This window comes from Streptomyces sp. NPDC006012 (assembly GCF_042871185.1).
Classification (GTDB): Bacteria; Actinomycetota; Actinomycetes; order Streptomycetales; family Streptomycetaceae; genus Streptomyces.
Genome location: NZ_JBIAIE010000018.1, coordinates 90,823 through 113,091, shown reverse-complemented (window position 1 = coordinate 113,091; position 22,269 = coordinate 90,823). Strand labels below are relative to the sequence as shown.

Here is a 22,269-nt window from a genome sequence, read left to right as displayed (position 1 = left end):
ACGCGAAGTGAGAAGGCACCCACGCCCAGATTTGTTCGCTTCGTCGACTCATGAGCACAGTCACGTGACAGAACCGCGACAATCCAGAACCGCGATAAACCAGGGCGGGGGCAAGGCGGGGGCGGGACAAACCAGGGGCGCGTCAGGCCAGGGGCGCTATGAGGCGGGGCCGGGACAAGGCAGGGACGCGATAGAGCAGGGACCCGATAGGGCAGGGGTGCTCGTTAGGCCAGGGCCAGGACAGGCAGGGCTGTGGCCAGCCAAGGGCGCGACAGGGCAGGGCTGGGACAAGGCAGGGCTGTGGCCAGCCAAGTAGGTTGCGACAAGCAAGGTTTGGAGTAGGCAGGAACGAGGCAAGGCCGCGCCGGCACCCACGACGAGTCACCGCGGCCGCCCTGCGCCGCAACGGCCGGGGCCCGCTACCCCTCGCGACCGCCCAGGCCATGGTCACCGCACCGCACGGCCCCCGCCCCAATCGTCCCCGCCCGGCTGCCGCTCCGCCTTGCTGCTGTTGCCCGCCACACCCATCCCTCGGCCACCTGGCTGACCGCCGCTCCCCGCCAGCCGGCAGCCGCTTTACTCACCCTTTCCCCTCCCCCTCCCTCCCCCTCCGCCCCCTCCCACCCCCACCCTCAACCCCACCCCACGCTCCCGCCCCACCTCCAACCCCACCCCTCGATCGTCCCCGCCCCTACGAAGCTCCGTACAACTCCTCGTACGACGGCCACGCCCCACCAGGTCCGGTCACCGGCGCGGCGGACCGTACGGCTCGTACGATCGCCCGTGTCACGGCGTCCGCGCCGGCCGTCAGGATCTCGTTGAGCGCGAGCGGGTTTCCGGCGTCGAGCGGGCGTTCGCCCGTGGCCAGCGCGAACACCGTGTCGCCGTCGTTGAGCAGATGCACCGGCCGTACGGCGCGCGCGATGCCGTCGTGGGCTGTGCCGGCCACCTTCTGTGCCTGGGCCTTCGAGAGGTCCGCGTCGGTGGCGACCACGGCCAGCGTGGTGTTGAGCGGCGGCGCCTGGTTCTGCACGGCGGCCTCGGCCAGGCGCCGGCCCGCCGCCTCGTGGACGTGCGCCTCCGGATAGGTCACCGGCCCCTGGAACAACTCCCCGTACAACGCACCCGTCCGCGGATCCAGTGCCGATCCCGCGGCGTTGGCGACCACCAGCGCGGCCACCGTGATGCCGGAGCCGAGGACCGTGCTCGCGGTGCCGATCCCGCCCTTGAGCTGTCCCACCACCGCGCCCGTACCTGCGCCCACACATCCCTCGGGTACCGGCGCCCCGGGGGCGTTCGCCGCGGCGGCCTCGACCGCCGCCCGCCCGGTGGCCGCGTCCGGGCGTGCCCGGAAGTCACCGCCCCGCCCGAGGTCGAAGACACAGGCGGCCGGCACCACCGGCACGACATGTGCGGGATCCGCCCCGACCCGCATCCCGCGTCCCCGCTCCTCCAGCCAGGCCATCACTCCGGAGGCGGCGTCCAGCCCGTACGCGCTGCCGCCGGTGAGCACGATCGCCTCGACCTTGTGGACCAGGTTGCGCGGGTCCAGGGCGTCGGTCTCCTTGGTGCCGGGCCCGCCGCCGCGCACGTCCACGGCGGCCACGGCCCCGCCCTCCGGCGTGAGGACGACCGTGGTGCCGGTGAGGCGTCCTTCGCCGGTGCGGGTCGCGTGCCCCACTCGAAGCCCGGCGACGTCCGTCAATGCGTCAACTGTCATGACGGCCAGTCTCTCCCGGGAGCGCATCCGCCGAAGGCAGCCGGAGGAACGTCCGGAGGAGTGTCAGGAGGCGGGTGCGGCGGGTCTCGCCTCCTTTCCGTGCGCCGTCCTCCGTGTCGTCAGCGCGATTCCGGCCGCCACCGCCAGTGTGGTCACGATGCCCGCTGCCAGTACCGCCCAGTGGCCGAGGAAGGTGCAGCAGATCACCAGCAGCGCTGCGAGCGGCAGCACCACCTGCTGGGCGGTGCCGACCTTGAAGTGGCGCGAGTGCAGGATCCACACCGTCAGCAGGTAGAGCGCCGTGGGCAGGGTGACGGCCGCCGAGGCGGCGAGGGCCGAGATGTGTGAGGTGCCCACGGTCTGTTCGACCACCACTTCCAGTCCGGCGCCGATCGCGGCCGCCGAGGCGAAGACCAGGTAATGGCCGTAACCCCACAGGAACGACTGTCTGTTGGAGCGCAGATGCCCGTGGATGGGCACCGCGAAGTAGATCCACCAGGCCGAGAAGACGATCAGCAGGCCGCCGGCCGCGATCGGCAGCAGCGTGTCGAGCGCGTCGTGCTCGGACACGGCGGACTTCACGGCGACCGTGGCCGCGGCGATCGTCTCGCCGAGCACGATGATCGTGAACAGCCCGTACCGCTCGGCGATGTGGTGCGGATGCCAGGCGGTGGTGTGGTGGCGCTCCGCGAACACCGGCACGCAGATTTCCGCAATGGCCATCACGAGGAACACCCAGGGGCGTGCGTGCTGAGGCAGGACCACCAGCCCGGCCCAGCCGATCTGGACCAGCAGGACACCGGCCGCGTACCGCAGTGCCGTGGTCCGTTCCGCGCCCTCGGCGGTTCTCGCGGCGCGCAGCCACTGGGTGGCCATTGCGACCCGCATGATCACGTAGCCGAGCCAGACCGCCATGTAGTCGTGCTTCTCGAACGCCTGGGAGATCCCCGCGGCCAGGACCAGGACACCGGCGATCTGGACCAGGGTGATGACGCGGTAGAGCACGTCGTCGTTGTCGTAGGCCGAGGCGAACCAGGAGAAGTTCATCCAGGCCCACCAGATGGCGAAGAACAGCATCGCGTAGTTCAGGATGCCGTTGCCCGCGTGCCCCCCGGCCACAGCGTGCACCAACTCGGCCCCCGCCTGTGCCACGGCCACGACGAAACAGAGGTCGAAGAAGAGTTCGAGCGGCGTGGCGACACGGTGCGGCTCGCCGCGTTCGCGGGCGGTGAGTCTGCGCAGGGGGCGCGGTGGATGCGGGGTGTCCGCGGAAGCGGGCGTCGGAGGGGGACTCGGCGTCATGCCTCTCAGCACAGCAGAAATCCCCACGAAAAGCTTGTGAATGTGTTCACAAGTCTTGGGGTGGATCTCACGCCGGAGAACCGGCCAGGTCGGACGGTGTCCGAACCGATCCCGGCGGCGCACTCGGCGCCGGGCGGCGGTCCCTGGGCCGTACCCTTGAGGCATGACCACCGCCCCCGAGCCGCGCGACCCCAGGGCCGCGCTCATCTTCGACGACCCGCTCGACCAGCAGTCCTCGGATGACACGGACCGCGGTTGGGGCGAGACCGACGACGGCGACTCCGCCGCCGGCCTGAAGCGCTTCCTCGACGAGAAGCCGCCCCACCACCTCTGAAGCAGACCCCTCGGGACCGCTACCGCGCGTCGTGGCCCGAACCGCGCTGCGCCACCAGTGCGTTGCGGATCTCCTTCAGCACCTCCAGCTCGGTCACCTCGATGACCTCCGGGGTGGCCTCCGGCCCCTTCTCCTCCCGGTCCTTCCTGCGGGCCTCCATCCGGGCCAGGTACTTCGCCATGGGCAGCACCATCAGGAAGTAGACCACCGCAGCGGTGATCACGAAGCTCAGTGTGGCGCCGAGGACCGAGCCCCACATCAGCTGGATGCCCTGGTCGCCCTTGCACGACGAGCTGAGGCATGAGCTGTAGTGGTCGAGGTTCTGGGTGCCGACCGCTCCGACCAGCGGGTTGATGATGCCTTTCACCACCGCGTTGACGATGTTCGTGAAGGCGGCGCCGATGACCACCGCGACCGCCAGGTCGACGACATTGCCGCGCATCAGGAAGGCTTTGAAGCCTTGCCAGATGCTCGGTTCCTGCTTCTCGCTCACCTCGGGGACTCTCCTCGTGCGCACAGGGTGTGGAACGAAACGCTCCGCAACCTACGGCACCATGCGGCCATCCTGTCCAATTCCTTCCCTCTAACGAGGGACTTGACGGCGTGTCGTCAAGACAATGTCCGCGCCGGTTCAGCACAGCGTCACCGCCAGTCGCGCCGTCGCGCTCGCCCCCACGAGTCGGGCCGCCGTGGCGCGCGGTACCGACAGCACGACGAGCGCCCCGCTCTCCACGGCACCGTCGAGCGGCTCCGGCAGCCGCGTCACCCGCGCTCCACGCGCGATCACCCGGGCGGCACCGCCCGTCGCGGGATCCGGCGCGGCGATGACGTCGACCCGGTCCCCGGGCCGCAGCAGCCGGACGGCGGCGGCGTCGGCGATCCGGACCGGCGCGGTCACCGCCTCGACCGCCGCGCCTGCGGCCGTCCGCCGTGCGGGCTCGATCGCGGGATGGCCGCGGGCCCGCTCGGGCCGGTGGGGATCCGTCGCGGCCTGCGGTCCGGCTGCCACGAGCACGGCGGCGGTGACGGCGAGCCCGGCCGCCAGGGCACGCCCGCGGTGCCGTACGAGCCGTTGCAGCCCGTACCGTCCGCCGCGCACCCGCACCGGCGCGAACTGCGGGATCTCACATGTGGCCGGGGCGTCGGTGCCGGGCGGGCGTAGCTCGGGAACGGGAACGGGAGAGGCCGGAGGCGGGAGAGGAGACGGGGGAAAGGCGGGAGGCGGCGAAGGGGCGGCCGGAGGTGGACTGGCGGAGGAAGGGGGCCAGGCGGCCGGAGGGGACTGCCGGGGGGTGGGGAAGGATCGCCGTGGAGGAGGGGAGGAGTGTTGCGGGGGAGGGGTGGAGGGCAGTGAGGTGCGGAAGGCCGGCCGCGGGGTGTCCGGCCAGGGACCGTGCGGCTGGGTGGAGCGGTAGGACAGCCCTGCGGAAGGCCGCGGAGGGACGGACAAGGGATCGGCGGACGGTGGAGAGACGGACATGAGGTCACCACCTGCGTGCGGAATCGGTTTGCGATCCCACGATGACGCCTCGCGCCGACACTCGCCGGAGCCGGTGGATCACGGGCGGACTGTGGACAACTCGGCCGCCCGAACGAGGAATTCCGCTACAGCGCCACGACCCCACGGCATCACGGCGCCACCGCATCGCGGCATCACCGCATCGCAGGGTCAGCCAGGACGTCAGCGCGCTACGGCAGCTCGAACCCGGGATCCATCCCGCCGAGCGCGCCGGCGCACAGGCAGTCCCGTGCCGCGCTGTCCGGCAGCGCCGCCACCACGTCGAACAGCACGCCCCGCAGCCGGTCCACATTGGCTGCGAACACCTGCAGCACCTCGTCGTGGGAGACCCCGTCGCCGGTCTCCGCACCCGCGTCGAGATCGGTGACCAGCGTCAACGACGTGTAGCACAGCTCCAGTTCACGGGCGAGCGCCGCCTCCGGGTGGCCGGTCATGCCCACCACCGACCAGCCCTGCGCCTGGTGCCACAGCGACTCGGCGCGGGTGGAGAAACGCGGTCCCTCCACCACGACGAGTGTGCCGCCGTCCACCGGTTCCCAGTCCTGGCCGCGTGCCGCCTTCAGCGCGGCGCTCCGGCCGACGGGGCAGTAGGGGTCGGCCAGGGACACGTGCACCACGTTCGGCACGGTCCCGTCGGGCAGCGGCAGCCCGTCGAAATACGTCTGTGCCCGCGCCTTCGTACGGTCCACCAGTTGGTCCGGGACGAGCAGCGTGCCGGGCCCGTACTCGGGGCGCAGGCCGCCCACCGCGCAGGGGCCGAGGACCTGGCGGACGCCCACCGACCGCAGGGCCCAGAGATTGGCCCGGTAGTTGATGCGGTGGGGCGGCAGATGGTGGCCACGGCCGTGCCGGGGCAGGAAGGCGACCCGCCGCCCGGCGACCTCGCCCAGGAAGAGGGAGTCGCTGGGAGCACCGTAAGGGGTGTCCACCTGGAGTTCGGTCACGTCGTCGAGGAACGAGTAGAAACCCGAGCCGCCTATTACGCCGATCTCTGCGTTCGCCATGACGAGCACACTAGCTGCGCGGAAAAGGGTGGGAAAGCCGAGGCCGGAGAGGATGCCGAAGACCCCGCCGTCGCATGACGGCAGGGTCTCAGGAAGAGGAGTCTCAGGCGGCCGAGCTGCCGCTGGAACTCGACGACGAGGAAGAAGATGAGGACGAAGACGCCGAGGACGACGAAGAAGAAGACGTCGAGGACGACGACGCCGGCTTCGTGTCGGAGGACGAGCCCGACGACGCGCCGGACGCGGCGGGCTTCGACGTCGGGCTGCTGCCCGAAGAGGAACCGCGGCTGTCGTTCCGGTAGAAACCGGAGCCCTTGAAGACAATGCCGACTGCGGAGAACACCTTCTTCAGGCGGCCACCGCAAGCGGGGCACTCGGTCAGGGACTCGTCGGTGAACTTCTGCACCGCCTCAAGGCCCTCGCCGCACTCGGTGCACTGGTACTGATAGGTGGGCACTGTCTTCCTCCTGGCACTCTCACTCGATGAGTGCTAACGACGGTCCATAGTGACGTATTCCCGGGGATCAGTCCACCGCGACCGGCGCTCGGTGACCGACGCCACGTGCCACGGTCCGGGCCCGGGGCGGACCGGCCAGCCGTGAGCGCAGCGTCAGCAGGGTCGCCAGGGCAAGCAGGGTGCCCGCCATCGGCACCAGGAATCCGGCGCCGTCCCACGCCCGGTCCTCCAGCTGGCCGGCGACGGTGACCGCGGCCGCCTGGCCCAGCGCGACCGCCCCGGTCAGCCAGGTGAAGGCCTCGGTGCGTGCGCCGGCCGCCACCAGGTCGCCCACCAGGGTGTAGCCGGTGATCAGGGCGGGCGCGATGCAGCTGCCGACCAGGAAGCCGAGCCCGGCGAGGAGCGGCGCCGAGTGGGCAATCCACAGGGACGACGCGGTCAGCGCGAGCGCCGCGTAGCCGATCACCAGGCGGCGCGGCGGCGCCGCCTTCCAGGTGATCGCTCCGCACGTGATGCCGGAGAGCATGTTGCCCGCTGCGAACGTCCCGTACAGGACGCCGTTCAGGCCGGGCCGGCCGGTCGACTCGCTGAACGCGGTCAGCGAGACCTGCATGCCGCCGAAGACCGAACCGATGCCCAGGAACGCCACGACCAGAACCCGTACGCCGGGGATGCGCAGTGCGGACGGCTGCCGCACGCGCGCGTGGCCGCGCTCGGTCACCGGCGGCTGGCTGCTCCTGCGACCGGCGAACAGCAGGCCGCCGAGCAGCGTCAGCGCGGCCTCCGTGACGAGCCCGGCGGCCGGGGCCACCGCGGTGCACAGGGCCGTGGCCAGCAGTGGGCCGACGACGAAGGTCAGTTCGTCCGTGACGGACTCGAAGGCCACGGCGGTGGCCGTCAGCGGGGACCCTTGCAGTCGCGCGCCCCAGCGGGCGCGCACCATGGGGCCGATCTGCGGCACCGAGGCGCCGGTCGGCACGGCGGCCGCCAGCAGCGCCCACAGGGGTGCGTGCGACAACGCGAGGGCCGTCAGCGACAGGCCCGACAGCGCGTGCACGAGGACGCCGGGGATCAGCACCGCATGCTGGCCGTTGCGGTCGGCGAGGCGCCCGCTGTACGGGGCGAACAGCGCCATGGAGACGCCGGTGACGGCCGCGGCGGCGCCCGCGACGCCGTAGGAGCCGGTGGTGTGCTGCACGAGCAGCACGATGGAGATGGTGAGCATCGCGAACGGCTGCCGTGCGGCGAAGCCGGGAAGCAGGAACGTCCATACACCGCGGATGCGCAGCAGTTGCCCGTATCCCGGGCGGGACGGTGCCGCCGGGTTCTCCGACGGCTCGGTGGTGACCGTGGACGCCACGGCCGTGCCTTTCTGCCGCCTGGTAGCGCGATCCCTTGCCGGGCCCGTACGCCTCGGGAGCACGCTCCTTCGGCCCACACGCCTCGCGGGGCGCCGAGAGCTGTCCTCTTGCGCGGAACTGCGGTAGATACCGGCGCCGCCACTCAGGGCGTCCGGCCGCCATACGGTCGCGCCAGCTCTGCGTCAGACAGAGTTGGTTCGATCAGGGGTGCCTTCAGCGTACAGGGTTCATAATGGCGTACGGCTGTGAATCCGCGCACCACGAGGCGCGTTCGCCTGGGATCGACGGAAGGCGCAAGCCGTATATAGAACGCCTCACGCGATCCGGCATGAAACGTCACGCGATGCGGCATGAAACGCGTCACGCGATGCGGCGTGAAACGTGCCACCCCGTACGTCACGCCCCAAGAGGCGGCACGCCCCAGGAAATGCGGCCCGTCCGAGGAAATGCACCCCTTATTACGCGCGCGTGCCCGTCCGAGGAAACGCAGCCCCACGCGCGCGTGCCCGTCCGAAGAAATGCACCACTTACGCGCGCGTGCCCATCCGCCGCTGCCCACGCAGGCGTACCCCTCCGGCGTCCGCGGACCGCAGGCCCGCAAGCAGGCCCGTCCGCCCACGGCCGGGAGCCGAGTTCTCCTCAGCGTGCCGTCCCCGTGCCGCCCGTGCCCAGCCAGCCGGCCAGCTTGCCGCCCTGGGCGACCGCCCGCAGTCGCTGTTCCGCGGCGTCCCGGACGGGGTCGGTGGTGACCACGAGGAGTTCGTCCCCGCGCCGCAGCACGGTCGTCGGCGTCGGGACGAACGATTTTCCGTCCCGTACGACCAGGGTGACCCCGGCCCCGGCGGGCAGGCGCAGTTCGCCCACCTCGACGCCGTGCATCCGCGAGCCCTCGGGGATCGCGAAGGACAGCAGATGGCCGCGCAGCCGCTCCAGGGGAGCCGATTCGATCCCGAGGTCGGCCGCCTCCGCCCCGTCGCCGAGCTTCAGCAGGCGGGCCAGCCAGGGCAGCGTCGGCCCCTGGACCAGAGTGAAGACGACGACCAGCACGAAGACGATGTTGAAGATGTGACGGCTGCCCGGGACGCCGTTCACCATGGGGATCGTCGCCAGGATGATGGGCACCGCGCCGCGCAGCCCGGCCCACGACATCAGGGCCTGCTCCTGCCACGGCAGCCGGAACGGCAGCAGGCTGAGCAGCACGCTCAGCGGGCGTGCGACCAGGGTCAGCGCCAGGCCGATGACCAGGGCCGGCCAGAAGTCGCTGCCCAGGGCGTGCGGCGTGACCAGCAGGCCGAGCAGGACGAACATGCCGATCTGGGCGATCCAGCCGACTCCCTCGGCGAAGCCGCGGGTGGCGGGCCAGTGCGGCAGCCTGGCGTTGCCGAGGACCATCGCGGCCAGGTAGACCGCGAGGAAGCCGCTGCCGTGCGCGATCGCGCCGGCCGCGTAGGCGGTGACGGCGATGGCCAGCACGGCGATCGGGTAGAGGCCGGAGGCGGGCAGCGCCACGTGTCTCAGGCCCCAGGCGCCGAGCCAGCCGACCGCGAGTCCGATGGCCGCGCCGATGGCCAGTTCCAGCAGTATTTCGCCCAGCAGCACGTACCAGTGCGCGACCGGTCCCGCGGTGGAGAAGGCGACGACCAGGATGACCACCGGGGCGTCGTTGAAGCCCGATTCCGCTTCCAGTGTGCCCGTCACGCGCGCGGGCAGCGGGAGTCTGCGCAGCACCGAGAAGACCGCCGCTGCGTCCGTGGAGGACACCACCGCACCGATGATGAGCGCCTGCCGCCATTCCAGCCCGACCAGGTAGTGCGCGGCCGACGCCGTCACCCCGACGCTCACCGCGACGCCGAACAGCGCCAGCGTGGAGGCCGCGGCCAGCGAGGGTTTGATCTCTTTCCACTTCGTGGCGAGGCCGCCCTCGGCCAGGATCACGACCAGGGCCGCGTACCCGATGAGCTGGGTCAGTTCGGTGTCACTGAACTGGATCTTCGCGATGCCGTCCTGGCCCATGAGGACGCCGATCCCCAGGTAGACGAGCAGGCTCGGGAGCCCGCTGCGCGAGGAGATCCGCACCGCCGCGACGGCGACGAGCAGCACGAGGGAGCAGACGAGCAGAAGCTGGTTGAGGTGGTCGACAGTCAGCAGCGCATCCCTTCACCGGGTCGCGCGCGGGGGGCGCGACGCTCACGTACACACAGTCGAGCCTGCGGCGGGCCGCACCACTCAACTACTTCATTACCTTACCTAACTCTTGACGCTTTCTTGACGCTGGGGGAGGCGGGATCGAACGTCCGTCCGCGCTGGTTCCCCGGTCCGGGTCAAGCGGCTCGGGTTCCTGCGCCTATGGTTGCTCCAGCGCTCATTCAAGTCACAGCCCGACCTGCCGCTCGCGTTAGGACAGCAAGGACAGCGATGCCCCCGAACACCACCGCCACAGTGGGTGCCCAGCCCGGCAAATCCGGCAGGAAGGCGGGTGCCCGGCCGGGCAGGTCAGGCAGGAAGAAGGGGCGCAGAGCCAAGTTGCTCGTGCTGGTCCTCGTCCTTGCCATAGTCGGCGGCATCGCCTACGGGTCGTACTGGTCGATCAGCACCGTGCGCGCGTCCTTCCCGCAGACCACGGGCTCGATCAAGCTCGACGGACTGTCCGGGCCGGTCGAGGTGAAGCGGGACGGCTACGGCGTCCCGCAGGTCTACGCCTCCTCCGACGCGGACCTGTTCATGGCGCAGGGCTACGTCCAGGCGCAGGACCGGTTCTACGAGATGGACGTGCGCCGCCACATGACCTCCGGGCGGCTGTCCGAGATGTTCGGCAAGAGCCAGGTCGACAACGACGCGTTCCTGCGGACCCTGGGCTGGGACCGGATCGCGCAGCAGGAGTACGACACCAAGCTGTCGGGCGCGACGAAGAAATACCTCCAGGCGTACTCCGCGGGCGTCAACGCCTACCTCCAGGGCAAGGACGGCAAGGACATCTCCCTGGAGTACGCGGCGCTCGGGTTCGCAGGCGACTACAAGCCCGGGAAGTGGAGCCCGGTCGACTCCATCGCGTGGCTGAAGGCGATGGCCTGGGACCTGCGCGGCAACATGCAGGACGAGATCGACCGCGCCCTGATGACCACCCGCCTCGGCCCGCAGCAGATCAAGGACCTCTACCCGGAGTACCCCTACAGCCGCAACAAGGCGATCGTCCAGGAGGGTCAGTACGACGAGCTGACCCGGGCGTTCGCGCAGAGCGGCGGCACGGGCGCTGCGAGCGGCACACAGGGCGCGACGGGCACGTCGGGCTACCCGGGGACCTCCGGCTCCGGAGCGGGCCTCACGAGCCAGCTGTCGGGCCTCTACGGCGTCCTGGACAACCTCCCCACGGCCGTCGGCGTGAACGGGCAGGGCATCGGCTCCAACGCCTGGGTCGTGTCCGGGAAGTACACGATCACCCACAAGCCGCTGCTCGCCAACGATCCCCACCTGGAGGCGGCGCTGCCGTCGGTCTGGTACCAGATGGGCCTGCACTGCCGCACCCGCTCCGCCAAGTGCCAGTACGACGTCACCGGTTACACCTTCGCCGGCATGCCCGGCGTGGTCATCGGCCACAACGGCGACATCGCCTGGGGCATGACCAACTCCGGTGTCGACGTCAGCGACCTCTACCTGGAGAAGCTGACCGGCGACGGCTACCTGTACGACGGCAAGGTCAGGCCCTTCACCAGCCGCGAGGAGACCATCAAGGTCGCCGGCGGCCAGCCCAAGACGATCGTCGTGCGCCAGACCGCCGACGGCATGCCCCTGCTGTCCGACCGCGACGACGAACTCGTCAAGGTGGGCAAGACGGCCTCCGTCGACACCGCGGCGCCGGACCGCGGCGACGGCTACGGCATCGCCCTGAAGTGGACCGCCCTGCAGCCGGGCACCACCATGGACGCCGTGTTCGCCCTCGACAAGGCGGCGGACTGGAGCGACTTCCGGGACGCCGCCGCCCTGTTCGAGGTGCCCTCGCAGAACCTGGTCTACGCCGACACCCAGGGCAACATCGGCTACACGCTGCCTGGAAAGATCCCCACGCGCGCGAAGGGCGACGACGGATCGGTCCCGGCGCCGGGCTGGGACGCCAAGTACGCCTGGACCGGGTACATCAAGCAGGACGAGCTGCCCTACGAGTACAACCCCTCGCGCGGCTACATCGTCACCGCCAACCAGGCCGTCGTCGACGCGGACAAGTATCCGTACACGCTCACCACCGACTGGGGATACGGCACCCGCAGCCAGCGGATCACCGACCTGATCGAGTCCAAGATCAAGAACGGTGGCAGGATCTCGACCGACGACATGCGGCAGATGCAGCTCGACAACAGCAGCGAGATCGCCAAGCTGCTCGTGCCCAAGCTGCTGAAGATCCACGTGGACGACAAGGACGTCCGCCAGGCGCAGCAGCTGCTGGAGGGCTGGGACTACACCCAGGACGCCGACTCCGCGGCGGCCGCCTACTTCAACGCGGTCTGGCGCAACACCCTCAAGCTCGCCTTCGGCAACAAGCTGCCCAAGGAGCTGCGGGTCAAGGGCCAGTGCCTGTGGGTCGACAAGGTCGGCGGCACCGGTCCGGTGGACGACGACACCAAGGTGCGCGAGTGCGGCCAGCGCGCCGACGACCAGGCGCAGCCGGACGGCGGCGACCGCTGGTTCGAGGTGGTCCGCACCCTCCTGGACAAGACGGACAGCGACTGGTGGAAGACGCCGGCCTCCAAGACGGGCAGCCGCCCGTCCGCCGACAACCGCGACGAGCTGTTCAAGCGCGCCATGATCGACGCCCGCTGGGAGCTGACCGCCAAGCTCGGCAAGGACATCGACACCTGGAGCTGGGGCCGGCTGCACCGGCTGTTCCTGAAGAACCAGACCCTCGGCACGGACGGCCCCGGCATCCTGCGGTACGCCCTCAACCGCGGCCCGTGGGAGCTGGGCGGCGGCGAGGCGGCGGTCGACGCGACCGGCTGGAACGCGGCCGGCGGCTACGGCGTCGTGTGGGTGCCGTCCATGCGGATGGTGGTCAACCTGGCCGACCTCGACAAGTCCAAGTGGATCAACCTCACGGGCGCCTCGGGCCACGCCTACAGCGCCCACTACACCGACCAGACCGACAAGTGGGCCAACGGCGAGCTGCTGCCCTGGTCCTACTCCGGCAACGCGGTCGACAAGAGCACGAGCGACACCCTGGTGCTCAATCCGTGACCGGCTGACGGCTGATGGGGGAGGGCCCGCTCACGCGCGCGTGAGCGGGCCCTCCCCTTGTGGCCGGGGCGTTCCCGGCTGGGACTGCGGGCCGCCGCTGTCAGCCGGTCCCGAAGCGGCGCACACCGGACGGCGTCACGACGGCGTGCACGGGACGGTCGTGCTCCTCGGCCGGAACGCGTTCGACGACCTCCGAGTCGTACAGGAGCACCACCAGGGCGGGGCGCGCGTCCGCACGCTCCAGACGGGCCAGCACGCGGTCGTACGAGCCGCCGCCGCGACCCAGCCGCATCCCGTGCGCATCGACCGCGAGGCCGGGCAGCAGGACCACGTCGGCACCCGTCACCGCCTGCGGGCCCAGCCGGTTTCCCGCCGGTTCGCGGAGCGTCATCCGCCCGGCGTGCCGGACCTGTGTGAGGGAGCCCTCCCCGGCGTACGCGCCCCAGTCCAGGTCCTGGTCCGGCAGCAGGGCGGGCAGCAGAACGCGCGCACCGCGCGCGTGCAGCGCGTCCAGCAGCGCCCGCGTCGCGGGCTCGCTCCCGACGGAGACGTACGCCGCCACCGTGCGGGCCCGCGCCAACTCGGGCAGTTCCAGCGCCCGCCCGGCCAGTGCGGCGCCGGCCTCCTCGATGTCATCCGCCGTCAACCTGTTCCTCACTGCGAGGATCTCTCGCCGCAACGTCCGCTTGTCAGGGTCGCCCAGGCGTGCTTCGTGTTCCACAGATCGTTCTCGCACCCTTCTTAATGTGCTCATATGAGAGCGAATTAACCGGAGTCACAGTTTTCTCGCAAAGGCACCGGATAAGGTTGCGCGCATGACTCAGTCGCACCCCCGGATCAGTAAGGCTGTCATTCCCGCAGCAGGTCTTGGCACCCGGTTCCTGCCGGCCACCAAGGCCACCCCCAAGGAGATGCTGCCGGTCGTGGACAAGCCGGCGATCCAGTACGTGGTCGAGGAGGCCGTGTCGGCTGGGCTCGATGACGTCCTCATGATCACGGGACGCAACAAGCGTCCCCTTGAGGACCACTTCGACCGCAATTACGAGCTGGAATCGGCCCTGGAGAAGAAGGGCGACGCCGAGCGGCTCGCCAAGGTCCAGGAGTCCAGCGACCTCGCGACCATGCACTACGTGCGCCAGGGCGACCCCAGGGGCCTGGGCCACGCCGTCCTGTGCGCGGCTCCGCACGTCGGGCACGAGCCCTTCGCCGTCCTGCTCGGCGACGACCTGATCGACCCGCGCGACCCCCTGCTCAAGCGCATGATCGAGGTCCAGGAGCAGCACGGCGGCAGCGTGATCGCGCTCATGGAGGTCGCGCCGGAGCAGATCCACCTCTACGGGTGCGCGGCCGTCGAGGCCACCGGCGACGCCGACGTCGTCGAGGTCACCGGCCTGGTCGAGAAGCCGGACCCGGCGGACGCGCCGTCGCACTACGCGGTCATCGGCCGCTACGTCCTCGACCCGCACATCTTCGACATACTGCGGCAGACCGAGCCCGGCCGCGGCGGCGAGATCCAGCTCACCGACGCTCTCCAGCAACTCGCCCAGGACGAGAAGACCGGCGGCCCCGTGCACGGCGTCGTCTTCAAGGGCCGCCGCTATGACACCGGTGATCGTGGCGACTACCTGCGTGCCATTGTCAGACTCGCATGCGAACGTGAAGACCTGGGCCCGGACTTCCGGACCTGGCTTCGCAGTTTCGTAGCCGAGGAGATGTAGCGATTTGACCAGTGCCGCGCCCCGCTCCGCCGACCCGGACCACCTGTGGTCGGTGGACGACCACCTGGAGGACGTCCTCGCCACCGTTCGCCCCCTGGAACCCATCGACCTGCAACTGCTCGACGCCCAGGGCTGCGTCCTCGTCGACGACGTCATGGTGCCGGTCTCGCTGCCGCCGTTCGACAACAGCTCCATGGACGGGTATGCGGTGCGGGTCACGGACGTCGCGGGCGCGAGCGAGGAGTTCCCCGCCGTCCTGGAGGTCGTCGGGGACGTCGCGGCCGGCGCGGCGGACCTGGTCCGGGTGGGTCCCGGCCAGGCCGCCCGCATCATGACCGGCGCTCCACTGCCGCCCGGCGCGGAGGCCGTCGTCCCCGTGGAGTGGACCGACGGGGGCCTCGACGAGGGCCCGGCGACCGGGATGCTCGCCCGCAGCCTGGCGCCCGAGGGCGCCGCCGGGCACGTCCAGGTGTACCGCTCCGCCGAGCCACGCGCGCACGTGCGCTTGAAGGGCAGCGACGTGCGGGCCGGCGTCTGCGCCCTGGAGGCCGGCACGGTCCTCGGCCCGCCGCAGATCGGCCTCCTCGCCGCCATCGGCCGCGGCACCGTACGCGTACGCCCGCGCGCGCGTGTGGTCGTCATGTCCACCGGCAGCGAACTGGTCCAGCCCGACGAGGAGCTCGGCGGCGGCCAGATCTACGACTCCAACAGCTTCGCCCTCACCGCCGCCGCCCGCGACGCCGGCGCCATCGCCTACCGGGTGGGCGCCGTCACCGACGACGCCGAGACCCTGCGCGCCACGATCGAGGACCAGCTGATCCGCGCCGACCTGCTGGTCACCACGGGCGGCGTCAGCGTCGGGGCGTACGACGTCGTCAAGGAGGCGCTGTCGGACTTCGGTGACGCGGACGAGGCGGGCGGCGGCGTCGAGTTCCGCAAGCTCGCCATGCAGCCCGGCAAGCCCCAGGGCTTCGGCTCCATCGGCCCCGACCACACACCCCTGCTGGCCCTGCCCGGCAACCCGGTCTCGTCGTACGTCTCCTTCGAGTTGTTCGTCCGCCCCGCCGTCCGCGCCCTGATGGGGCTGGCGGACATCCACCGGCCCCGGGTCCGGGCGACCCTCACGGCGGATGCGCCGCTCCGCTCCCCCAAGGGCCGCAGACAGTTCCTGCGGGGCAGCTACGCCGACGGCGAGGTGACGCCGGTGGGCGGTGCCGATTCCCACCTGGTCGCAGCCCTGGCGCACGCGGACGCGCTGATCGTCGTCCCCGAGGACATGGCCTCCGTCGAACCCGGCGCCGAGGTCGAGGTGATCCTGCTCCGCTGAGCGGGTACCCGGGCGGGGCGAGCGAGGCCCGCCGCGGCCCGGCAGCGCCCAGAAGGGCGCCGGGAAGCGCGGGACGGGTGACGATGCCCACACGGACGACGCAAGCACCGTACGGCCCGCACGGCCCGGTCGGCGTGAGCGTTCGGGCCGCGGTCCCGCTCCGGTGCGCACCGCGAGTTGGCGGTACCGTGTCGCGCACGACACAACCGTGCGCCGCACCCCTACGGACCCGACCGGAAGCCGCCACACAGCATGAATACGCAGGACCGACTGACCCACATCGACGAGGCGGGCGCGGCCCGCATGGTCGACGTATCCGGGAAGGACGTGACCGCGCGCACCGCCCGCGCCAGCGGACGCGTCCTGGTCTCGCCCCGGGTGATCGAGTTGCTGCGCGGCGGGGGCGTCCCCAAGGGCGACGCCCTGGCCACCGCGCGCATCGCGGGCATCATGGGCGCCAAACGCACCCCGGACCTGATCCCGCTGTGCCACCCGCTGTCGGTGTCCGGTGTGAAACTGGACCTGTCGGTCGCGGACGACGCCGTCGAGATCGTCGCCACCGTGAAGACGACGGACCGTACGGGTGTCGAGATGGAGGCCCTGACCGCGGTGTCGGTGGCCGCCCTCACCGTGATCGACATGGTCAAGGCGGTCGACAAGGGAGCGGTCATCACGGACGTGCGGGTGGAGGAGAAGACGGGCGGCAAGTCGGGCGACTGGAGCCGGGCATGAGCGGCGGGCCGTTCCTCGGTGGTGCGCTGACCGCTCCGTACAGCGCGCTGGTCGTCACCGCGTCCAACCGCGCCGCCGCCGGTGTCTACGAGGACCGTGGCGGGCCCCTCGTCGTCGCGGGCCTGGAACGGTTCGGGTTCGCCGTGGACGGGCCGCAGGTGGTGCCGGACGGGGACCCGGTTCAGGCGGCGCTGCGGGCGGCGGTGGAGGCCGGGTACGACGTCGTCGTCACCACCGGTGGCACCGGCATCTCGCCCACCGACCGCACGCCGGAGGCGACCCGCGAGGTGATCGACCGCGAGGTGCCGGGCATCGCCGAGGCGATCCGGGCGTTCGGACGCGAGAAGGTGCCGACCGCGGCGCTCTCGCGGGGGCTTTCCGGAGTGGCGCGGGGGACGCTGATCGTCAACCTGCCCGGGTCCACCGGCGGGGTCAAGGACGGGCTGGCCGTCCTGGAGCCTCTGCTGGTCCACGCCGTGGACCAGATCCGCGGCGGCGACCACCCGCGGCCGGCCGCAGGCCCCGCACAGGCCGCGGATCCCATGCCGTCCGCGGACGCCGTGCAGCCCGCCGGGCCCGGGCAGACCACGGACCCCGCGCCGCCTGCTGAGTCCGTGCCGCCTGCCGAGTCCGCGCAGGCGGGCGACGAGGACTCCAGACCCTCTCCCGGTGCCCGAGGGGCCCGGGTGGGGGTGCCCCCGGCGGCAGCTGGGGAAGTACCCCCAGGGGGTGTGCGCTGAACGGCCCGTCCTGGCCCGCGGTGCTGACGGACGGCGAGGTCGTCCTGAGGCCGATAAGGCTGCGTGACCAGCGTTCCTGGCGCGAGGTGAACCGGCGCAACCGGGACTGGCTGCGTCCGTGGGAAGCGACCGTTCCGCCGCCCACGCCCAGCGGGCCGATCACCCACCGCCCGACCTACCGCCAGATGGTCCGGCACCTTCGGTCGGAGGCGAACGCGGGCCGGATGCTGCCGTTCGTCATCGAGTACCAGGGGCGGCTGGTGGGGCAGTTGACGGTCGCCGGGATCACCTGGGGATCGATGTGCTCGGGGCACATCGGCTACTGGGTGGACCAGGGGGTGGCCGGCCGGGGGGTGATGCCGACGGCCGTGGCGCTCGCGGTGGACCACTGTTTCCGCACCGTGGGCCTGCACCGCATCGAGGTCTGCATCCGCCCTGAGAACCGGCCCAGCCGCCGGGTGGTGGAGAAGCTCGGATTCCGTGAGGAGGGACTGCGGCCGCGCTATCTCCACATCGACGGGGCCTGGCGCGACCACCTCGTCTTCGCGCTCACCGCGGAGGAGGTCCCGGACGGGCTGCGCGCGCGCTGGGCGCGGGCGCGATCCCGGCGGACGACGGACACCGGGAGTGTGCAGAACGCCCAGAGCGGGCAAAGCGCATCCGCCCCCTGGAATCCGCAGAACGCTCCGGGGAATCCCGGGTAGTGCGAAAATTGAATACTTGTTCGAAATTGATCGGCGGATGACCGACTCGGGGCAACGAAATTCTCGGGAACGGCGGTCCGCTGATCACATCGATGGCAAAAAAGCTGGAAGTATCAGCCTGATCGTGCGACACACCGGCCCAATTGGCAGATGGCCTCACGCAAACCCCTCTACCGTGTGAGGCGTGAGCAGCAGCGGCCTCATCTACGCAGTCATTGTCGGGGCCTGGGCCGCCTACTTGGTGCCGATGTGGCTCCGTAGGCAGGACGAGCTGAACGAGGCCCGTCCGACGGAACGCTTCAGTACCGCCATCCGGCTCCTGTCCGGACGGGCGGGTATGGAGCGCCGATACGCCAAGGACCTGCGGTCGCGCTCCGCCCGCGAGGGGGAGCCCGACACCGACAATGCGCCCGGCGCCGTCACCGACTCGGTGGACGTCCGGGCCTTTGCCATGCCCCGGAGTCGCCGTCAGGCGCAGGCGGAAGCCGAACCGGTGGCGCCGGGACGCCCCGAACGGCCGCGCGTGCCCGGCTCCGTGCCGGTGCCCGCGCGTGAGTCCGGCTCCGTGCCGGCCTCCGGCCGTGAGCACGGGGTGGTGTCGGCGTCCGTACCGGCCTCCGGGCGGGAGCACGGGGCGGTCCCGGCGTCCGCGTCGGCCTCCGGGCGTGAGTCCAGGTCGGCGTCGGCGTCCGCGCGTGAGTCCAGGTCGGCGTCGGCGTCCGGCGCCCCGGCCGGTTCCCCGTCCGCCGAGGCGGCCGAATCCCCGGCCGTGTCCGCACAGCAGGGCGCCCTGGCGGCCCGGCAAGCCCTGTCGGCACAGGCCGCCGCGGCACGCGCCCGGCGCACGAAGGTGCTCGCGCGCCGTCGGCGCACCACGGTGCTGCTGTTCCTCGCCTTCACGCTCGGCGCGATCGTCGCCGCTGTCGGCGGGCTCACCTTCCTGTGGGCACCCGGCGTGCCCGCGGTCCTGCTCAGCGGGTACATCGCCTACCTGCGCGCCCAGGAACGCCGCCGGTTCGCCTACCAGATGGACCGGCGCCGGGCCGAGGTCGCGGCGCAGCGGCTCAGGGAGCGCCAGCCGCGTCGGCGCGCGCCCGTGGACCAGGGCGCCACCGCCGACGAAGCGGAGGAAGGACCTGAGCCGGAGGCCGACCCCGCACTCTCCACGCTGGCCGCCGACCGGCGTGCGCTCGTCGAGCAGACCGACCACGCCGAATGGGTCGACCAGCAGCGCGAGCGCCAGCAGCGCCCCGGACACGGCGACAGCTGGGACCCGGTGCCGGTGCCGCTGCCCACGTACGTGACCGCGCCGGTCGCGCCGCGCGCCACCTCCGACGTGGACCTGGCGGCACCCGACGCGTGGAGTTCGGCGCGTTCCAGCTCCGTGCCCCCGGAGCAGGAGGCGGAGCCCGCCGAGTCCGCTGAGCCCGCCGAGCCGGACGGGCCGGATGCGCCGACGGGGGAGTCGGCGGGCCCGGCCGAGGACAAGCCGACGGCGGGCGGACGCAGCGACGCGCGCCGGGCCGCCTCCGCCCGCCGCGCCCGCGAGCGCGGACGCACGCCGCTGTTCGACCAGTACGAGGACGGCGAACGGCCGCGCGCGGCCAACGAGTGACGTCGGCCTGGCCGATGGCGTCGGCCCGACTGACGACGCGGTAGCGACGGCAGCGGGGCGCGGGGCAGTGGTGACGGCGGGGTGCGCGAGAGGGACGGTGGTCGGGAGGGGCGGTGTCCGGCAGCCGTCGAAAGCCGGTGTGACCAGCCGGAAACCCGGCCCCTGACCAGTCGGGGAACGGATTTCCAAGCACCCCGACGGGGATGCTAAAGTTTCACTCGTTGCAAGGGCCTGTGGCGCAGTCCGGTAGCGCACCTCGTTCGCATCGAGGGGGCCAGGGGTTCGAATCCCCTCAGGTCCACGCACGACTGTTCTCGAGTTAGCTCGGGAGTGGTTGACGAGATCCCGCCGATCTTCATGATCGGTCGGGATCTTTGTCGTTTCCGGGGTCTGTTCGACCGTGTTCGGGGTGGTCATGGCGCTGGTCGCTGTTGCGCTCGGTGAGGCTGAGCCTTCGGCGGGTGGTGTGGGCAGCACGAGGAGCCCCGAGGTGCCGGGGCTGGCGGTGGGCGTCAGCGGTTGTTTTGCCTGTTCAGCGATCAGCGGGTTGATGTGGGGGCGGCAGCCCTGTGTGGGTGACGGGTGCGAGCTCGCCTGGCTGGTCGCCTGGTGGTGCGGTGCCGGCTGTGGTGTCGGGAGTGAAGTCGGTGTCGGTGAGGTGGATGCCGGTTCGCTGGTAGAGCCAGGTTTCGAGGATGTCGAGGTTCCCGGCGGTTACCAGGAGGGCGACGAGGAGGTTTTGGGAAACCTGGCCGGGGGCGGGCCGGTGTTTGGGGTTCCCGATGTCGATCTCGTCGCTCTTGAGTCGCCCGTGGATCCCTTCGTTATGGGATCGGATGGGCTTGTATGCGGCGAGCCAGGCGGCGGAGAGGTAGGGGATGTCCTGCCGGAACTTGGCGGTCTTGAGATCACCGGACGCGTCCGCGGGGACGGTGATGGCGGACTTCCCGCAGACCGGCGGCAGTTCCTCGGCGGGTGGTGGGTCGAGCCACTCCTTGGAGGGGAGTTGGATGGTGGGCTTGGCAGCCGGGTGGGCCGCGCGGCGGCGGGCGTCGCTGATGTCCAGCACCGCCGGTGGCGGGCCTGCGGTGCGGGGGCCTTGTGGGCGGAGGCGGTCGCGGCGTGCGCAGTTCACCGAAGGGGACGGGCCGGAGGCCGGGCAGTGCAGCCGGATCGAGCCTCGGTCGTCCGGACCCTCCTTCGTCTTGAGGTGGAACGGGCTGCGGGCGGCGATGCGGTCGGTGAGCTGGGGGTTGTCCCGGATCTCGCGGGCCGTTTTGTCGTCGGTCCGGTGGGTGGCGCCTGCCAGGGCGGTGGGGATGTGGGGGCAGGTGAGGGTGCCGTCGATGAGGAGGGCGCCCTGCCAACTGCCCTGAGTGCCGCGATCGATGGCCTTGTAGTCGAGGGCCAGGCGGTAGCCGAGGCGGCGGACAGGGATCTGGAAGTTCTCCGGCGAGCATCCGGTGTAGGCCCGGTCGGCCGCGCAGGTGCCGACCGGCAGGCCGAGCCCGGACAGGGCCTCAAGAGCGGTGATCGCGTTGCGTCCGGTGTGGACGGTCGGGGTGTCCAGGACCAGACCGACACACATCTGCGGGTAGCTGGTGGGATCCCCGGCCGCTTGGCCGGGCGGTCGGCGGTGGGCGGCGACGACGAAGGTCGCGCTGTAACCGAAAATCCCTTTGTCCGATCCGCCACTGTAGTGCCAGCCGGCGGTGATCTCCACCGATGCGGTCCCGTTGCGGTCGCTGTCCGGATCGGCCAGCACGGGGATCGCCGTGGCGTCGACACCGACGTCCCCGCGCCAGCCCCGCAGATGCCCACGCTCCTGAGCCATGCGGACCGGGGCCAGGACGAGCTGGTTCGCCAAGAGCTGGAGCCGCTCGGCCGCCTCCAGCCCGGCGGACGAACCCCAGACGCGCGCGTGGTCGTCGGCGATGTCCTGCGGGAGGCGGGAGCGACGGTCGCAGCGGGCCGGGTCCAGGACCGTGGTGATCCGGTCGAAACCCCGGTAGAGACGGCGGCTGGCCGCGATACTCTCCCGCGCAGTCTTGGGCGGGTCGGGATCGATGCCCAACCATGTCCGGGCCCGGGGGCGGAGGCGGAAGTGCAGGATGCGCCAGGCCTCGGCGACCGTCGCCCGGCCTGTGAAGTAGGCGGCCAGCAGCAGGCCGGCCAGCACCGTCCGGGGCCGTACTCCGGGTGGTCCGGGACGGTGCTGCAGGAGTTCCTCCAGTTGCTGGGGGACTCCGGAGCGGTCGAGAAGGGTCAGCAACTGGCCGACCTTGGAGTCCTCGATGAAGGTGACCTTGCCGGGCCGGATGCGGGGCCGCAGCGCTCGGGCGGCGGTCTCGTCCGCCGCCGGGCGGGGCATCACCGGCGGTGCCCGTGCAGCAGCCGGATGACCTCCTCACGAGGCAGTGAGGGAACCCAGCCGTGGTAGGGGGCCAGGCCTGCGGGCGAGGACATCCCTGCCGCATCCGCCACCACCGCCGGGTTGATGCCCTCGGCCAGCA

Annotated in this window: 17 protein-coding genes, 1 tRNA gene and 1 pseudogene; 9 read left to right on the top strand and 10 right to left on the bottom strand. The window is 71.4% G+C overall.

The features are described 5' to 3' along the window. Positions 1–691 precede the first annotated feature (691 nt). Together ACFYPJ_RS26845 and ACFYPJ_RS26840 are read right to left on the bottom strand one after the other, a co-directional pair. Positions 692–1,720: a P1 family peptidase gene (locus ACFYPJ_RS26845; RefSeq protein ID WP_389022163.1), complete on the bottom strand. Its 1,029-nt coding sequence runs from the start codon at positions 1,718–1,720 to the stop codon at positions 692–694. Between the two features lie 63 nt (positions 1,721–1,783). Next, positions 1,784–3,022, bottom strand: coding sequence for a low temperature requirement protein A (locus tag ACFYPJ_RS26840; RefSeq protein ID WP_389022160.1), 1,239 nt, complete (start codon positions 3,020–3,022; stop codon positions 1,784–1,786). Positions 3,023–3,185: 163 nt separating this feature from the next. On the opposite strand from ACFYPJ_RS26840, the gene ACFYPJ_RS26835 reads away from it, so the two are divergent. Then, on the top strand, positions 3,186–3,356 hold the full coding sequence (locus ACFYPJ_RS26835; RefSeq protein ID WP_389022157.1) for a hypothetical protein: 171 nt from the start codon (positions 3,186–3,188) through the stop codon (positions 3,354–3,356). Positions 3,357–3,375: 19 nt separating this feature from the next. On the opposite strand, the gene mscL is transcribed toward ACFYPJ_RS26835, so the two are convergent. The 6 genes from mscL to ACFYPJ_RS26805 all read right to left on the bottom strand — a co-directional run bounded on the left by mscL (position 3,376) and on the right by ACFYPJ_RS26805 (position 9,845). After that, entirely contained in the window at positions 3,376–3,849 is a 474-nt protein-coding gene (gene mscL / locus ACFYPJ_RS26830; RefSeq protein ID WP_389022154.1) for a large conductance mechanosensitive channel protein MscL, read from the bottom strand. A gap of 138 nt (positions 3,850–3,987) precedes the next feature. Continuing rightward, the gene (locus tag ACFYPJ_RS26825; protein WP_389022325.1) at positions 3,988–4,707 is read right to left on the bottom strand and encodes a hypothetical protein; all 720 of its coding nucleotides are present in this window, start codon (positions 4,705–4,707) and stop codon (positions 3,988–3,990) included. Positions 4,708–5,045: 338 nt separating this feature from the next. Then, complete coding sequence (locus ACFYPJ_RS26820) at positions 5,046–5,879, bottom strand: S-methyl-5'-thioadenosine phosphorylase (protein WP_389022152.1); 834 nt, start codon at positions 5,877–5,879, stop codon at positions 5,046–5,048. A 103-nt stretch (positions 5,880–5,982) separates the two neighbouring features. Further along, positions 5,983–6,336, bottom strand: coding sequence for an FmdB family zinc ribbon protein (locus tag ACFYPJ_RS26815; protein WP_389022149.1), 354 nt, complete (start codon positions 6,334–6,336; stop codon positions 5,983–5,985). A gap of 67 nt (positions 6,337–6,403) precedes the next feature. After that, entirely contained in the window at positions 6,404–7,696 is a 1,293-nt protein-coding gene (locus tag ACFYPJ_RS26810) for an MFS transporter (protein WP_389022147.1), read from the bottom strand. Positions 7,697–8,336: 640 nt separating this feature from the next. Further along, positions 8,337–9,845, bottom strand: a complete 1,509-nt coding sequence (locus tag ACFYPJ_RS26805) for a potassium/proton antiporter (RefSeq protein WP_389022323.1) — start codon at positions 9,843–9,845, stop codon at positions 8,337–8,339. Between the two features lie 267 nt (positions 9,846–10,112). Here ACFYPJ_RS26805 and ACFYPJ_RS26800 point away from each other — a divergent pair, with 267 nt between their 5' ends. Then, positions 10,113–12,920: a penicillin acylase family protein gene (locus ACFYPJ_RS26800; protein WP_389022144.1), complete on the top strand. Its 2,808-nt coding sequence runs from the start codon at positions 10,113–10,115 to the stop codon at positions 12,918–12,920. A 100-nt stretch (positions 12,921–13,020) separates the two neighbouring features. Here ACFYPJ_RS26800 and ACFYPJ_RS26795 read toward each other — a convergent pair whose 3' ends face one another. Next, entirely contained in the window at positions 13,021–13,674 is a 654-nt protein-coding gene (locus ACFYPJ_RS26795) for a 5-formyltetrahydrofolate cyclo-ligase (RefSeq protein WP_389022141.1), read from the bottom strand. Between the two features lie 61 nt (positions 13,675–13,735). On the opposite strand from ACFYPJ_RS26795, the gene galU reads away from it, so the two are divergent. The 7 genes and pseudogenes from galU (at position 13,736) to ACFYPJ_RS26760 (ending at position 20,057) form a co-directional block, all read left to right on the top strand. Further along, entirely contained in the window at positions 13,736–14,638 is a 903-nt protein-coding gene (galU, locus tag ACFYPJ_RS26790; protein WP_389022139.1) for a UTP--glucose-1-phosphate uridylyltransferase GalU, read from the top strand. Positions 14,639–14,642: 4 nt separating this feature from the next. Beyond that, positions 14,643–15,965 carry a gephyrin-like molybdotransferase Glp gene (gene glp, locus ACFYPJ_RS26785; RefSeq protein WP_389022136.1) on the top strand — a complete coding sequence of 441 codons (1,323 nt, stop codon included), beginning with the start codon at positions 14,643–14,645 and terminating at the stop codon, positions 15,963–15,965. 252 nt (positions 15,966–16,217) lie between these two features. After that, complete coding sequence (moaC, locus tag ACFYPJ_RS26780) at positions 16,218–16,697, top strand: cyclic pyranopterin monophosphate synthase MoaC (RefSeq protein ID WP_389022133.1); 480 nt, start codon at positions 16,218–16,220, stop codon at positions 16,695–16,697. Further along, positions 16,694–17,215 (top strand): annotated as a pseudogene (locus ACFYPJ_RS26775) (molybdenum cofactor biosynthesis protein B); the annotation flags it as partial. The gene moaC and the pseudogene ACFYPJ_RS26775, both read left to right, overlap by 4 nt. 242 nt (positions 17,216–17,457) lie before the next feature. Further along, positions 17,458–18,141, top strand: coding sequence for a GNAT family N-acetyltransferase (locus ACFYPJ_RS26770; RefSeq protein WP_389022130.1), 684 nt, complete (start codon positions 17,458–17,460; stop codon positions 18,139–18,141). 184 nt (positions 18,142–18,325) lie between these two features. Beyond that, positions 18,326–19,756, top strand: coding sequence for a gephyrin-like molybdotransferase receptor GlpR (gene glpR / locus ACFYPJ_RS26765; protein ID WP_389022127.1), 1,431 nt, complete (start codon positions 18,326–18,328; stop codon positions 19,754–19,756). A gap of 227 nt (positions 19,757–19,983) precedes the next feature. Next, positions 19,984–20,057, top strand: a tRNA-Ala gene (locus ACFYPJ_RS26760). 231 nt (positions 20,058–20,288) lie between these two features. On the opposite strand, the gene ACFYPJ_RS26755 is transcribed toward ACFYPJ_RS26760, so the two are convergent. Continuing rightward, a complete protein-coding gene (locus ACFYPJ_RS26755) occupies positions 20,289–22,127 on the bottom strand; it encodes a hypothetical protein (protein ID WP_389022124.1) in 1,839 nt (612 codons plus the stop codon). Between the last annotated feature and the right edge of the window lie 142 nt (positions 22,128–22,269).